Consider the following 14,949-nt stretch of genomic DNA (forward strand, 5'->3'; position numbering starts at 1 on the left):
GCGAACGCCGCACACTAAGAAGCGGACCTTCCGGATACGACGACATTGCGGACGCATTCCCCCACGCGTCATGCCAGCGAAAGCTGGCATCGCTCTCGGAGTTGCGCCACCGTGGCTCGATGGGCGGCTGGACCTATATCCTGACCAACAAGCCACGCGGTGTGCTGTACGTGGGCGTCACCGCGAACCTGGCCGCGCGCATGGCGCAGCATCGCACTGGGTCCGGTTCCTCTTTCTGCCGCAGATATGGACCGAAGCGACTGGTCTTGGTCGAATGCCATGAGGAAATCGCCATGGCCATCACGCGAGTGAAGGCTCTCAAGGCTTGGAAGCGCGACTGGAAAATCAAACTGATCGAGCAAGCGAACCCTGGCTGGGAGGACTTGTTCGATCACCTCGCCCAACCGTGAGCGATCCCAGCTTTCGCTGGGATGACGGATGAGGCTCAATGGCCGCTTCCCCGACATTCTCGCCGTCCGCCGTTCATGGCGCAACCAAAGAAAGCAGCCATCCGACCGAGCCACGACGAACCTTTCGTCATTCCCGCGCAAACGGGACTGCAGGCGCAGAAATCACACGGTCTCTTGGACTTCCGAAACGTTCGGCTCACTGAATTCGCGCCTTCAAGGGAATGGCGAGACCTGGATGTGCCTACAACTCCATCACGCTCGGCTTGCTCGAGCGCTCGATCATGCCGGTCGTGCGTTCGCCGTCCCAAGTGTAGAACGCGTGGCTCTGCTGGACGATGGGCCAGTCCTTGGGCCAGTCGGGCGGAAGGACGTGGCCGCCACGCGATCGGGTGTTGGTGAAGGTGAGCCCGGCGATCTCGATGCGGCGCCCGTCGACCGTTTCGAGCACACATGAAACGTCCTCGCCGCCGGTCACCAGCTTGCGCAGCCAGGGAATCCCGACCGGGCGCGCGCCGATCCGCTTGCCGTCGCCGTCGATGATCCAGCCTTCGCAATAGCTCTCCATGTCGTCGCGCGGGGGATAGACGTTGAAGCCGAAGGCGCGCCCGCTCGGGAAGATCGCCGATTGCCAGCAATGTCCCCAGAAACCCGCGAAGGCGCGAAAGCCGGTGCGGCGGATGCGCAGCCCGTTGGCGCGCACCGCATGGCGCTCGCCGTCGATGGCAAGCGTGCCGGTGCAGCGGAAGAGCTGCTCGTAGCGCGGGCTCATGTATTCGCCCTGCTTGCCGCCGAGCGCCTCGGCCGCTTCGGGCAGGATCGTGCCAGGCTCCCAGGGCTGCGCGGCCATCTCCATGTCGATGTCGAAGGTGACGTCGGCCCAGGCCTTTTCCTCGAAGTCGGGATCGTCGATGATCGCCTGAGCACTGGTGATCGCGGCCGGACCGTCGAAGCGCGCGGTCCAGCGGCGGAACGGCTCGACGCATTCGAACCGCAGCGGCCCCGTGCCGCGCACGCGCGGGCGGCCCTCGCCGTCCGAGGCCGGATGCGTCTTTCCATTGCCGCGCCGCGAATAGAGGCGGCCGTCGGAAAACGCGATGTCGAGCCACATCTCGTGATTGTCCCAGTCGTCCGACACACCCTCGACGCCGACGCGCATCGCGAACAGTCCGGTCGCGTCCTCGATCCAGACGTTGACCGCGTCGCGGAAGCCGGCTTCGGGGGGCTTGTCGCCAACCGGGTATTCGCGGCTTTCCGGCAGGCCGCCCGACAAGTCGCTCGCAATCGTCGCCATGGCGCTCTCCTCTCCCGTGTTTTGCGCAAGGTGGCACCGCGCGCGAAGGCGGTCACGCCGGGCAGCATCGTGCGAGCGATCATGGCTCGCGGCGGAGTATCCCGTAGCGACCATGCATCGCATAGTGACGCCCCGGCACGAGACCGGATCGGGAAGAGGACACGGGGCAAATGGAGAGCGCGAAGGAACTCGCCGCCGCCGCCAGAGCGCAGACGGGGCTGGACAGCTTCGGGAGCGAGAGCTTCCGCGAGGGCCTGGAAGTGCTGGTCGATGCGCTCAACCGCGAAAGCCGGCTCAACGACGCCGGCGAATACGCGATCCGCGACCGCATCCTGATGCACTTGCGCCAGCGCCTGCAGATCGAGGACTGGTACCGGCGCCATCCCGAAATCGACGACGGGGAGATTCGCGCGCCGCTGTTCGGCGTCAGCCTGCCGCGCACCGGTTCGTCCGCGCTTTCGTTCCTGCTCGCGAGCGATCCGGCAATCCGCTACTTGCGCGTGTGGGAAAGCTCGCAGCCCGCGCCGCCGCCCGCGACCGTCGAGGGCCCCGATCCGCGCCGCGGCAAACCCGCCAATGCCGCCGACGAACTCAACGGTCCGGGCCAGCACACGCCCACGGGGATCGACGGCGCGATGGAGTGCCAGGATCTGATGGCGCTCGATTTCAAGAGCCAGATGTTCCTCGCCTTCGCCAAGATGCCGAGCTACGCGCGCTGGGTGATCGACGCCGATCTCACCGAGACCTACCTCTACGAAAAGCGGGTGCTCAAGCTGCTGCAATGGCGCGAGCCCGCGCGCCCCTGGCGGCTCAAGGCGCCGAGCCACATGCTGTGGATGCCCGCGCTCGACAACGCCTTTCCCGATGCGCGCTTCGTGATGACCCACCGCGATCCGACCGACGTGATCCTTTCGGTCTGCACCGTCTACGCCGACATGCACGGCCATTTCAGCGATCATGTCGACCACGGCTACATCGGCGAACTCAACGTCGAGCAATGGTCGAAGGGCATGGAACGCACCATCGCCTTTCGCGAGGCCGGCAACGACGATCGCTTCTTCGACATCCATTTCCGCGCCATGCAGCAAGATCCGCTCGGACAAGTGCGCGCGCTCTATGCCTGGCTGGGCGAAGAGGTCTCGCCGGTGTTCGCCGGGAAAATGGCCGAGTGGTGGGCCGAGAACGACAAGCGCGAACGCAGCGCGAAGCCCGATCCCGAGTTGTTCGGCCTCGACTTCGATGTCGTGCGCGGGCGCTTTTCGGACTATCTCGCGCACATAGAGCGCTGGGCACCGCTTTCGCACGCCGCCTAGGCGCGCGGACCAGATGAGATCCGAACAGGAGAAGCAATAGACATGGGCAAACCCCGGACAGGCCGCCTTGATTTCGATGCCGAGGCCCGCATGCGGCAGGTCGTCGGCGATGGGCCGCGCTATGCGCCGCTGCGCCTCGACGAAGTCTCGCCCGAGGGGCAGGAACAGGTCGATGCGATCCGCGCGGCGTTCAATATTCCCGAGGATCGCCCCTTTCCCGACGTCAGCCTGATCTCGCTGCGCCATCCCGGCATGTTCAAGGGCCAGATGACGATGGGCATCGAACTCGCCGCGCGCGGCAGCATCCCGCCGCGCGAGCGCGAGCTGGCCATCCTCAGGCTCGCGCTTCTCGCCGGCGCACCGTTCGAGTGGTGCGAGCATGTCGACATCGGCAAGGCCTTCGGCGTCACCGCCGAGGAGATCGAGCTGGTGGTCGAAGGGTCCGAAGCGAAAGGCTGGACCGCGCACGAGGCCGCGCTGCTACGCGCCGTCGAGGAACTGATGGCCGATCAGTGCATCGCGGACGCGACCTGGGAGCAGCTCGCCCAGACTTACGACGAAAAGCAGATGCTCGAAGTGCCGATGCTCGTCGGCTCCTACCTGATGACCGCGTTCCAGCAGAACTCGCTGCGCATCAAGCCCAAGGCGGGCTTCGACTACCGCTGAGGCAGGCAAGTCGAACAGCCCGACGCCGCGCGAGGCCGACGCGGCGTAAACCGATAGGCTTGGCAGGAACTCTTTGCCGTCGGTTTGCATTGTCTCTGATGAGTGCCGGATTGATCTTGGATCAATCGAGTTGATGATTGGGGACGAACGAATGCTAGTCGAGGCAGACGACGCGGCGAAGTGGAAAGATGAGTTCGAAACATTCGTGCGGGACCCGGCTTTCCCGTGCGTCGGCGCGAAGTCGGCGCTTTCGCGCGGCACGCTCAGGATCGTGGTGTGCTGGTCCATCGAAAGCGCCTGGGACGACGTGCGCATTCACCGCGAGTTGCTCGACTGGGCGTTCCGTTATCGCGAGGAGCCGGGGCTGTTCCGCAGCCTCGCCGTAATCTTCGCCAAGCCGGAGCAGACCATGGACGAGCCCCGTTTCGAGCGCGCGATGTGGGACCGGATCCAGTCGCTCGCCGACAAGGACGCCTGGCTCGAGCAACCCTACGACCGGCGCGTGAGCGCGGACCCCGACGACCCGCACTTCTCGCTGAGCTTCGGCGGCGAAGGATTCTTCGTGGTCGGCCTGCACCCCGCGGCGAGCCGGCCGGCGCGGCGCTTCGCACGGCCGGTACTGGTGTTCAACCTCCACGACCAGTTCGAGCAGTTGCGCACCGACGGCCGCTACGAGACGATCCGCGAGACCATCCTCGATCGCGACGAGAGCCTGGCCGGAACCGTCAACCCGATGCTCGCGCGCCATGGGGAGAAGAGTGAGGCGGCGCAGTATTCTGGCCGCGTGGTCGGCCCCGACTGGAAGTGCCCGTTCAGCGACAAGCGCGACGCGAAACGGCCATGAACGAGACCGCGCGCATTCCCCCGCGTTCCGCCGTCGGCTTCGAACTCGCGGCGGGGCAGCGGCTCACCGTGATCGACGCGGAGGGCACGCAAGTGGCGGACCTGCTCGCCTATGCCCGCAACGACGTTCGCGAAGTCGTCAGCAACGGACGGACGTTCGACTACGAGGAGACGATCCGCCTCACCACGGGCAACCGGCTCTGGTCGAACCGCTCGAACGTCATGCTCGAAATCGAGGCCGACACGGTGGGCTGTCATGACTTCCTGCTGACACCGTGCAGCGCCGACACCTTTCGCCATTTCTATCCGGACAAGCCGGTCCACCGCGGCTGTTTCGGCAACCTTGCCGAGGCGCTCGCGCCCTGGGGAATCGAGGCCGACGCGATCCCGGTCGCGTTCAACTGCTTCATGAACGTGCCTGTCGGCGAGGACGGCAAGCTCAGTGTTCTGCCGCCACCGAGCGGCCCCGGCGATTCGATCACCCTGCGCGCGGAGGTCGATCTGGTGATCGGCCTCACCGCCTGTTCGGCCTACGACAGCAACGGCGGGAGCTTCAAGCCGATCGATTACCGCATCGGCTAGCCCGGCTCGCCGTCGGTCTGTCCAAATCGACACATCGTCCTCCCGAAAAGACGATCGCGGCGGTTTATCGCTGCGACGATCTCGCGCGATCGGCGCGGCGTCCGGCCTGGTGACTGGAAAAGCGGCCGGGGCGCCGGATGGAATAGCGCCCCGGCCCTAGTCAGGGAGGTGTCCGGAAAGCGCACCATGACTTGCGTTTCCGGTGGAAGGGCTTGACCGGGGGATCAAGCCGCGCAACAACAGCTATTGCGATTCATTCTCATTTGCAAGAGGAGATGTGCCTTGTACAATTTTGTCGACCGCCGCCTCGACACGCTCGACGACGGCTGCCGGTTCCTCGTCTGGTCGATGCGCGCCTGGGTCCTGACCATCGGTCAGGGCTCGTGCCCGGCGCGAATGCTGGCTCCGGCCTTTGCCCGCTGGCGCATGATCGGCGGCCTCCAGCCGTTCCATCGCCTGATGCTGCTGTTCAACCGCGATTCGCTCGAGACCATGTCGTTCTGCCCGCTGTGCTGCGAGCAGGTTTCCGAGCACGAGGCGCTGATTCTCAGCCTCATCGCGCAATTGCACCGGGAAGGCCCGACCCAGACGCGCGACACGCTCGAGTTGCTGGTCGCGGAGGACGGCATCGGCGAACTGCTCGCCGCGTTCGCGCAGCTCGACAGCGCGCTCTCGATCTCGGGCTTCTTCCCGGGTCTCAGCGTCGCCGATACGCGCGCCAGCGACTGACCGGGAGCAAACGCCGGGAATTCGCGGGCCAGGCGTCAGTCGAGCGGCGCGACGTCGACTGAAAAGTACATCGATTGCTCCGCGCTGCCCCGGAAGCGGCCGTCGATCGGCGCGACGTCCGAATAGTCGCGCCCCATGCCGATGAAGATGTGATCGACGTCGGCGAGCATGTCGTTGGTGGGATCGAAGCCGATCCAGCCGAGTTCGTCGCCGCACCACAGGCATGCCCAGGCGTGCATCGCATCGGCGCCGACCAGCCGTTCCCGCCCCGGCGGAGGCAAGGTGCGCAGATAGCCGCTGACATAGCCGGCGGGAATGCCGTGCGCCCGCGCGGCGACGATCATGACGTGCGCGAAATCCTGGCAGACGCCGCGCCGTTTCTCGAACGCCTCGAGCGGCGAAGTGTCGGGATGAGTCGCGTCGCCGTCGTAAGCGAATTCCGAATGGATCGCGCCCATCAGCCTGCTTCCCGCCTCGACCACGGGCGTCGCGTCGCTGAGGAATTGTCCCGCCCACTCCGCGATTTCGCGCTCGGGCCGGGCGATGGTCGAGGCGAAGATGTAGGAGGCCGGACTGAGCGGAGAGAGATCCGGCCGCGTCATCGCCAGTTCGCGCAGCTCCGCCAGCTTCGGGCCGGACGCACCCGTCACGTCCTCGCTCAGCGGCTGGCGATCGACATGGAAGCGGCTTTCGACCGAAAGCTGGCCGATCGGATCGCGCAGCTCGAACTTGTACTCGTTGATATAGTAGCCGCCCTCGCCCTCGACGATCGTCGCCGGCTGCGGCTCGACGCTGAAGACATAGTCGGTGACCGACTGGCCCGGCCAGTGCGCGGGGCGCAGCCGCACCGCGAACTGCGCCATGCGGATCGCTTCTGCGTACGTCACCGTCGTGAGGTGGCTGACCGCGTACCTCACCCGAGCAAACTCCGCCCGATCGCCTCGTCGCGCTCGAATTGCAGGAAGTAACGCCCCGAAATCTCTTCCGACAGCGCCAGCAGCCGCTGCTCGATCGAATGCAGGAAGGCGCCGTCGACGCTCGCCGCCCGCACCTCCTCGAGCGCGGCGCTCAGTGTCCGCGCCTGGCGCAGCGGCTCTTCGGGCAGACCATCCTCGCGGATCGTGGGCAGGGCCGCGAGTTCCTCGACCAGCGCGCAAAGCTGGAAGGCGAGCGAGCGCGGATTGGACGGGTCGAGCACGACCAGATCGATCGCCGGATTGCGCATCGGCCCGGTGAGGTAGCGCGCCCGGTAGATGATCTGGCTGTCGCACAAGTCGAGCAGCGTCCCCAAGGCGTCAAAGCCACCATCCTGCTCGATCAGTTGCGCGACGATGCGGCAGGTTCCCAGCGCGCGCTCGATCCGTTTGCCGATCCCAAGGAAGCACCAGGCGGGACCGCGCACCATGTTCTCCGACACGAGGCCGGCGAGCGCGCTGAAATGCTCGGTCAGCCGCTTGGCGCGCGAAAGCAGGTTTTGGGGCAGGTGAATCTCAACCACATCCGTCGGGCGGCTGACGATCCGCCAGAAATCGCGCGAGAAGCGCTCGCGCAGCCCGAGCCCCACGTCCATCCGGCGGCGCAGCAGCGTCGTCACGCCGCCGGGAAGCGTATCTTCCGACAGCGCCTTGCCGCACAACACAGGATAGGGCCGCTTCGCCGTGTCCGGCGTGATCGCGCCCCACATCACGAGCAGGTCGCCCAGCGCCCTTTTCGCGTCACCCTTTTGCGCGAAGCCCGAATCGACTTCCATCGAGCTGCCCAGGATCGAGCGCACGATCCGCACGGTAAGTTCGGCGCGTTCGTTGTAGCGACCGAACCAGTAGAGGTTGTCCGCCGCCTGGCTCGCCAGAATACCCGTGCCGCGGGTGATCGGCGGTTCCTGCGTCAGCAGGCCCGGCGGCGGTGAGGCGGGCGCTTCCTCATCGACGACCCAGACATCGGCGGAAACGTCGCCCTCGCCGATCAGCGAGGTCGGCAAGTCGTCGCTCATCGAAATGCGGGCAAAGCCTCCGGGCATGACCGACCAGGTTCCGTCCGCACCGCGCGCGACGAACACGCGCACGGTGAAGGGCCGCGCGACCACTCTTCCGTCGACGACGGTAGGCGTGGTGGACAAGTGCACGATTTCCTGCCCGCAATAGTCCATCGGCCGCCGTCCGATCGCTTCGACCAGCGCGGCGCGGGCCTCGCCCTCGAACGACCGGCCCGCCACCGGCGCGGCGCTGGGGAGCATTTCGACCGGCTCGTCGAAAGCTGGCAACAGTGCCAGCTCGCCCAGCCGCCGCTGCACCGTCGCGGCTTCCGCCGCCTGTCCGCACCACCAGGTCGCGACAGTGGGAAGCAGCGGCCGTTCGCCAAGCAGGAACGAGCAGAGCCGGGGGAGAAAGGCGGAAAACGCAGGCGATTCCAGCACTTCGACGCCCGGCCAGTTGACCACCTCGAGACCGCCCGCGACCCAGGCGTCGAACAGGTTCGCCACACCGAGCTGCGAGCGCGCGTCGAATGACAGCGGATCGAGCGCATTGGTGTTGACCCAACGCCAGAGCGCATCGATGCGCTTGGGACCGGCTATCGTGCCGACATAGAGCTTGTCTTCGAGCACCGAAAGGTCGCGCCCCTCGACCAGCGGCAGGCCGAGATAGCGCGCGAGGTGCGCCTGTTCGGCATAAGTCTGGTTGAAGCGCCCCGGCGTCAGCAGCGCGATGCGCGGCTGCTCGCGGGTGCAGTCGGCGGCGATGCCCTCGCGCAGACGCGCGTAGAATTCGGCCTTGCGCCGGACGTGATTGTCGGAGGGCAAGGTGTCGGTCGAACGCACCATCGCGAGGCGGTTCTCGAGCGCGTAGCCGATCCCCGTCGCCAGGCGCACGCGGTCCTTGAGCACGCGCCACCCGCCTTGCGGGCCCCGCGCGAGATCGGCGGCGTAGACATGGATGAAGTGACCGCTTTCGGGCCCTCGCCCCAGCATCTTGCGCGCGAAGTACGCGCTACCCGCGATGACCGCGGCAGGCAGATGTCCTTCGTTGACCAGCCGCTGCGGGCCGTAAATGTCGGCGGCCAGTTCCTCTAGCAGCCGCGCGCGCTGGATCAGGCCCTTCTCGATGCCTTCCCATTCGGTCGCGCCGATGGTGACGGGGATGGGCGTGAGCGGCCAGGCGCGTTCCTCGTCTTCGCCGGTGACGCGGAATGTGAGACCCAGTTCCGCGATGTGCCGCGCCGCAAGGTCCTGAAGCGCGGACGGATCGTTGTCCGATATCGCCGCGAGCCCGCTCGCGATCGCGCGCCATCGCTGCCTGACCGGCTCGGGCGCGTCACGGTAGAGGTCGCCCACTCCCGCCGGGGCGGAATAGTCGTCGAGCCAGTTGCCCAATGCCGCGGAGGCCTTCGTCCGCGGCTCAGAGACCACGCGCCGGACGCCTCAGGTCGAGCGAATAAGGGAACTCGCCCGGCGCTTCCTCGCCCGGGACCGCCACCGGGCCGGGTGTATGGCCATAGTCCTGGAAGCGCGCCTTGCGCCGCGCCTCGGCCTCGTAGCCGTTGATCGGCACGTCGTCGTAGTTGCGTCCGCCCGGATGCGCGACGTGATAGACGCAGCCGCCCAGCGAACGTCCGTTCCATGTGTCGAGGATGTCGAACGTGAGCGGCGCATGCGCGGGCATCATCGGATGGAGGCACTCGGCCGGCGCCCAGGCCTTGTAGCGTACCCCGCCCACGCCCTCGTTCGGCGAGACCATCGTGAGCGGCACGCGGCGGCCGTTGCAGGCGATCACGTGGCGGCCGGGAACCAACCCGCTCGCGCGCACCTGCAGGCGCTCGGTCGAGCTGTCGACGTAGCGCACCGTGCCGCCGATCGCGCCGGTTTCGCCGAGCACGTTCCACGGCTCGAGCGCGTGGCTGATCTCCATCTGCACGCCGCCGCCCTCGATCGTGCCGTGGACCGGAAAGCGGAACATGCGCTGCGCCTCGAACCAGGCGGGATCGAAGGTGTAGCCGGCGCGTTCGAGGTCGGACAGGACTTCGAGGAAGTCGGCCCAGACGAAGTGACCGAGCATGAACTTGTCGTGCAGCGCGGTGCCCCAGCGCACCAGCGGCCCGCCGAGCGGCTCCTTCCAGAACCAGGCGGTGAGCGCGCGCAGCAGCAGTTGCTGGGCAAGGCTCATCTTGGCATCGGGCGGCATCTCGAAACCGCGAAACTCGACGAGGCCGAGCCGCCCGGTCGGCCCATCGGGCGAGAACAGCTTGTCGATGCAGATTTCTGTGCGGTGGGTGTTGCCGGTAACGTCGACGAGCAGGTTGCGGAACAGGCGATCGACCACCCAGGGCGCGGGCTGCTCCGCGTCGGGGCCAGGCACTTGCGCCATCGCGACCTCCAGTTCGAAGATCGAATCGTGGCGCGCCTCGTCGATCCGCGGCGCCTGGCTCGTCGGCCCGATGAACAGCCCCGAGAAAAGGTAGCTGAGCGAGGGGTGGCGCTGCCAGTAGGTGACGAAGCTCCTCAGCAGGTCCGGCCGCCGGATGAAGGGCGAGTCGAGCAGCGAGGGTCCGCCGAGCACGATGTGGTTGCCGCCGCCGGTCCCGATCGAACGTCCGTCGACCATGAACTTGTCGGCGGTAAGGTGCACCTCGCGCGCGCAGTCGTAGAGCGTCTCGGTGATGTCGACCGTCTCGCGCCAGCTCGCGGCGGGGTGGATGTTGACCTCGATCACGCCGGGATCGGGCGTGACCTTCAGCACCGTGAGGCGCGGGTCGGGCGGCGGAGCGTAGCCCTCGATCCGCACCGGCACGCGCTTTTCCTCGGCGACCACCTCGACCGCGGCGACGAGTTCGAGATAGTCTTCCAGCCGCTCGGTCGGGGGGATGAACACCGCGAGATAGCCTTCGCGCGGCTCGATCGTGACCGCGGTGCGCACCGCGCCCTGGATAATGACCTGTTCGACCCGTTCCTGCGCCCGGCCCTCCGGCCCGGCGACCGCCTCGGCGCGCTGCGTCGGCGCGGGCACGGGCTTCGTGGCCTCGGTGACGCCCGCCTCGCGCTGCTGCGCGCCGCGCTCGACAACTTGCTCACGGTAGTCGGCGAGCGGCTCGCGGGGCTCGGCGGTGTCGCGTGGATGGATATAGGGATAATCCGAGGGCGGCACGTAGGGCAGCGAGCCCAGCGGCAACCGGTAGCCGAGCGCGCTGTCGCCCGGCACCGCGGTGAGCACGCCGCGCCGCACCTTCCAGCGTTCGCTCCGCCAGCGCGGCACCGACATGTCGGCCGCGTTCCAGCGCTGCACCGGCAGCACGAAGCCCACCGGCGTATCGAGCCCGCGCGAATAGGTCCGGCGGAACCGCTCGCGCTTCTCCGGGTCCTCCAGCTTGGGATCGAGCGGGGTGACGTTGACCGGCAGGTCCGCCTCCTCGACCGCCCATGCGGCCGAGTCCTCATAGACCGGCTGGACGAAATCGGGATCGACGCCGAGCCCGTTCGCGGCCGCCACGAGCATGTCGCGGGCGAGATTCGCATCGACCGGCGCGGGCGGCGGCGGTTCGGGCTCGCCCTCCTCCGCCTTGGGCGGCATCACCTCGCCGGCGATCAGCGAGGGGTCCTTCCAGATCGGCACGCCGTCCTTGCGCCAGTAGATCGAGAAGCCCCAGCGCGGCAGGCTCTCGCCCGGATACCACTTGCCCTGTCCGTGGTGGAGCAGCGAGCCCGGTGCGAACTTCTCGCGCAGCAGGCGGATCAGCCGATCGGCGTAGACCGCCTTGGTCGGGCCGACGGCGGCACCGTTCCATTCGGGTGCCTCGAAATCGTTGTCCGCGATGAAGGTCGGCTCGCCGCCCATCGTCAGGTTGACGCCGCCGGTGACGAGATCGGCGTCGACCTTGTCGCCGAGGTCGAGCAGCGCCCGCCAGCGCTCCTCGGTGAAGGGCTTGGTGATGCGCACCGCCTCGGCGATGCGGCTCACGTTCATCTCGAAATGGAAATCGACCTCGGCGGGCTCCGCCATCCCCTCGATCGGCGTCGCCGAGCGATAGTGCGGCGTCGCGCAAAGCGGAATGTGCCCCTCGCCCGCGAACATGCCCGAGGTGGCGTCGAGCGCGATCCAGCCGGCGCCCGGCACGTAGGCCTCCGCCCAGGCGTGAAGGTCCGTGACGTCCTCCAGCACGCCCTGCGGGCCTTCCTTGGGAATCACGTCGGCGACGAGCTGGATCGAATAGCCCGAGACGAAGCGCGCGGCGAAGCCCAGCCGGCGCAGCAGTTGCACCAGCAGCCACGCCGAATCGCGGCACGACCCGATCCCCGCGTTCAGCGTCTCCTCCGGAGTCATCACCCCGGGCTCCATGCGGATCACGTAGTTGATCCGCTCCTGCAGCTTGCGGTTGATCTCGACCAGGAAATCGACCGTGCGCCCCTCGTAGCCCGCGTGGCTGGCCACCAGTTCCTCGAACAGCGGCCCCTGATCCTCGGTCTCGAAGTAGGCGGCGAGATCCGCCTTCATCGCCTCGGCGTAAGTGAAGGGATATTCCTCCGCTTCGGGCTCCACGAAGAAATCGAACGGATTGATGACCGCGAGTTCGGCGAGGAGGTCGATCTCGATCGAGAAGTGATCGACCGGCTCGGGGAAAACGACCCGTGCCAGCCAGTTGCCGTGCGGGTCCTGCTGCCAGTTGATGAAGTGCTCGGCGGGACTGATCTTGAGCGAATAGTTGGGCACCGCGGTGCGGCTGTGGGGCGCCGGCCGCAGGCGAATCACCTGTGGACCGAGGCGGATGCGCCGCGAATAGCGATAGCGCGTGAAATGGTGCAAAGCGGCCTTGATCATCGCGCGGACATTGCGCCAAACAATGCTGCGCTGCAACGTTCTTGACGCTGCCGCGACCAGCCCGGCGCGGATTTTGGCCTGAGCGCCGGAATTGCCTAGGGAGGCGGCTTCGCACGCGAACCAGACGATATGAGGACCATGCTCGACAACACCGACATGCCGGAGCCTGACCAGGAGAGCGAGACCGTAGATCTCGCCGACAGCCCAGCGCGGTACACCAATCGCGAGTTGAGCTGGCTTGCCTTCAACGAACGGGTTCTCGCCGAGGCGGCCAATCCGAACTATCCCCTGCTCGAAAGGCTGCGTTTCCTCTCGATCTCGGGCAGCAACCTCGACGAGTTCCTGATGGTCCGCGTCGCCGGCCTTGCCGGACAAGTGCGGCGCAAGATCGAGGAAACCTCGATCGACGGGCTCACGCCCTCGCAGCAGGTCACCGCGATCCACGAAAAGGTGCTCGAACTCGAGGCGATCCAGCAGAAGAGCTGGCTGGAACTCAAGGCGCAGCTCGGCGAGGCGGGAATCCGCGTCATCGGCGACGAGCGGCTCAATCACGCGAGCGAGCGCTGGCTCAAGGACTATTTCCTCGAGCACATCATGCCGGTGATCACACCGCAGGCGATCGACCCCGCGCACCCCTTCCCGTTCGTCGCCAATACCGGCATCGGCGTGCTGTTCTCGCTCACCCGCACGGTCGACGAAGCGCCGGTCAAGGAGATGGTGCTGATCCCGCAGGCACTGCCGCGCTTCGTGCGCGTGCCGGGCGATGAGGCGGTCTACATCTCGATCGAGGACCTCATCTGCCGCCACGCCGACCAGCTCTTCCCGGGCTTTCGCGTCAACGGCCACGGCGTGTTCCGCGTGCTGCGCGATTCGGACATCGAGATCGAGGAGGATGCCGAGGATCTCGTCCGCTATTTCCGCACCGCGATCCAGCGGCGGCGGCGCGGCCTCGTCATCGTGCTGCAATTGCAGGGCAAGTTCGACCCGGCCGCCGAGGACCTGCTGCGCAGCCAGCTCGGACTCGACCGCTCGCTCGTCATCAAGACGGGCGGCCTGATCGGCATCACCGGCCTTTCGGCGATCTGCGAGGAGGATCGGCCCGAACTCAAGTTCGAGCCCTATTCGCCGCGCTATCCCGAACGCGTGCTCGAGCACGACGGCGACATCTTCGCCGCGGTGCGCGAGAAGGACATGGTCGTCCACCATCCCTACGAGACCTTCGAGGTCGTGATCGACTTCCTGCGCCAGGCCGCGCAGGACCCGGACGTCGTCGCGATCAAGCAGACGCTCTACCGCGCCGGCAAGCAGTCGGCGGTGATCTCGGCGCTGATCGCAGCGGCCGAGGCGGGCAAGTCGGTCACCGCGGTGGTCGAACTCAAGGCCCGTTTCGACGAGGAGCAAAACCTGCTGTGGGCGGGTCAGCTCGAACGCGCCGGCGTCCAGGTGATCTACGGCTTCGTCGACTGGAAGACGCATGCCAAGGTTTCGATGGTCGTGCGCCGCGAGGGCGAGGGCTATCGCACCTACTGCCACTTCGGCACCGGCAACTACCACCCGGTGACCGCGCGCATCTACACCGACCTCAGCTATTTCACCGCGGACCCCAAACTCGGCCGTGACGCCGGGCGGCTGTTCAACTTCATCACCGGCTACGTCGAGCCCAAGCGCACCGAGATGCTCTCAATCTCGCCGATCGGCCTGCGCTCCACGCTCTACGAGGCGATCGAGGCGGAAATCGCGCACGCGGAGAAGGGCAAGCCGGCGGCGATCTGGGCGAAGATGAACTCGCTGACCGACCCCGATCTGATCGACAAGCTCTACGAAGCCGGCCAGGCAGGCGTCGAAATCGTGCTGGTGGTGCGCGGCATCTGTTGCCTCAAGAGCGGGATTCCGGGCTTTTCCGAGAACATCATGGTCAAGTCGGTGATCGGCCGCTTTCTCGAGCACAGCCGCATCTGGGCCTTCGCCAACGGCGCCGAGATGCCCAATCGCCGCGCCAAGGTCTACATCACCTCGGCCGACGGCATGAGCCGCAACCTCGACCGCCGGGTCGAGCTGCTCGTGCCGATGCGCAACAAGACGGTGCACGACCAGGTCCTTTCGCAAGTCATGCTCGCCAACCTGCTCGACACCGAGCAGTCGTGGATTCTCGAACCGGACGGGACCTACGAACGCGTCGCCGACGAAGGCAATCCGTTCAACTGCCACCGCTATTTCATGACCAATCCGTCGCTCTCGGGACGCGGCGCCTCACTCGCCAGTGGAAGAAAGGTGCCCAAGCTCTCGCTCCGCAGGGGCAACATCTGACATAG

At 66.8% G+C, this 14,949-nt stretch carries 11 protein-coding genes; 7 read left to right on the plus strand and 4 right to left on the minus strand.

Going from position 1 to position 14,949, the window contains the following annotated elements:
- Nucleotides 1-119 precede the first annotated feature (119 nt).
- Nucleotides 120-410, plus strand: coding sequence for a GIY-YIG nuclease family protein (locus tag B2G71_RS10495; RefSeq protein ID WP_098105710.1), 291 nt, complete (start codon nt 120-122; stop codon nt 408-410).
- 241 nt (nt 411-651) lie between these two features.
- On the opposite strand, the gene B2G71_RS10500 is transcribed toward B2G71_RS10495, so the two are convergent.
- The gene (locus B2G71_RS10500; protein WP_098105711.1) at nt 652-1,701 is read right to left on the minus strand and encodes a hypothetical protein; all 1,050 of its coding nucleotides are present in this window, start codon (nt 1,699-1,701) and stop codon (nt 652-654) included.
- Between the two features lie 170 nt (nt 1,702-1,871).
- Here B2G71_RS10500 and B2G71_RS10505 point away from each other — a divergent pair, with 170 nt between their 5' ends.
- From B2G71_RS10505 to B2G71_RS10525, 5 genes are all read left to right on the plus strand, one after another.
- Nucleotides 1,872-3,014 (plus strand): sulfotransferase, encoded by a 1,143-nt coding sequence (locus tag B2G71_RS10505; protein WP_098105712.1) that lies wholly within the window; start codon nt 1,872-1,874, stop codon nt 3,012-3,014.
- A 42-nt stretch (nt 3,015-3,056) separates the two neighbouring features.
- A complete protein-coding gene (locus B2G71_RS10510) occupies nt 3,057-3,680 on the plus strand; it encodes a carboxymuconolactone decarboxylase family protein (RefSeq protein ID WP_098105713.1) in 624 nt (207 codons plus the stop codon).
- Nucleotides 3,681-3,831: 151 nt separating this feature from the next.
- A complete protein-coding gene (gene gntA / locus B2G71_RS10515; RefSeq protein WP_098105714.1) occupies nt 3,832-4,524 on the plus strand; it encodes a guanitoxin biosynthesis heme-dependent pre-guanitoxin N-hydroxylase GntA in 693 nt (230 codons plus the stop codon).
- Nucleotides 4,521-5,105 carry an urea carboxylase-associated family protein gene (locus tag B2G71_RS10520; RefSeq protein WP_098105715.1) on the plus strand — a complete coding sequence of 195 codons (585 nt, stop codon included), beginning with the start codon at nt 4,521-4,523 and terminating at the stop codon, nt 5,103-5,105. The genes gntA and B2G71_RS10520 overlap by 4 nt, the downstream gene beginning before the upstream one ends.
- A gap of 282 nt (nt 5,106-5,387) precedes the next feature.
- Nucleotides 5,388-5,834: a hypothetical protein gene (locus B2G71_RS10525; RefSeq protein ID WP_098105716.1), complete on the plus strand. Its 447-nt coding sequence runs from the start codon at nt 5,388-5,390 to the stop codon at nt 5,832-5,834.
- Nucleotides 5,835-5,869: 35 nt separating this feature from the next.
- Here B2G71_RS10525 and B2G71_RS10530 read toward each other — a convergent pair whose 3' ends face one another.
- From B2G71_RS10530 to B2G71_RS10540, 3 genes are read right to left on the minus strand one after another with little or no spacing between them, the layout of a single operon-like run.
- Nucleotides 5,870-6,751 (minus strand): transglutaminase family protein, encoded by an 882-nt coding sequence (locus B2G71_RS10530; protein ID WP_098105717.1) that lies wholly within the window; start codon nt 6,749-6,751, stop codon nt 5,870-5,872.
- Nucleotides 6,748-9,237, minus strand: coding sequence for a circularly permuted type 2 ATP-grasp protein (locus B2G71_RS10535; RefSeq protein WP_206049368.1), 2,490 nt, complete (start codon nt 9,235-9,237; stop codon nt 6,748-6,750). Before B2G71_RS10535 ends, B2G71_RS10530 begins: the two co-directional genes overlap by 4 nt.
- On the minus strand, nt 9,227-12,637 hold the full coding sequence (locus B2G71_RS10540; protein WP_098105719.1) for a transglutaminase family protein: 3,411 nt from the start codon (nt 12,635-12,637) through the stop codon (nt 9,227-9,229). Before B2G71_RS10540 ends, B2G71_RS10535 begins: the two co-directional genes overlap by 11 nt.
- 156 nt (nt 12,638-12,793) lie before the next feature.
- Between B2G71_RS10540 and B2G71_RS10545 the strand changes: the two genes are divergently transcribed.
- Nucleotides 12,794-14,944 (plus strand): RNA degradosome polyphosphate kinase, encoded by a 2,151-nt coding sequence (locus tag B2G71_RS10545; protein ID WP_240530112.1) that lies wholly within the window; start codon nt 12,794-12,796, stop codon nt 14,942-14,944.
- Nucleotides 14,945-14,949 lie beyond the last annotated feature (5 nt).

It is taken from the genome of Novosphingobium sp. PC22D (genome assembly GCF_002556635.1).
Classification (GTDB): Bacteria; Pseudomonadota; Alphaproteobacteria; order Sphingomonadales; family Sphingomonadaceae; genus Novosphingobium.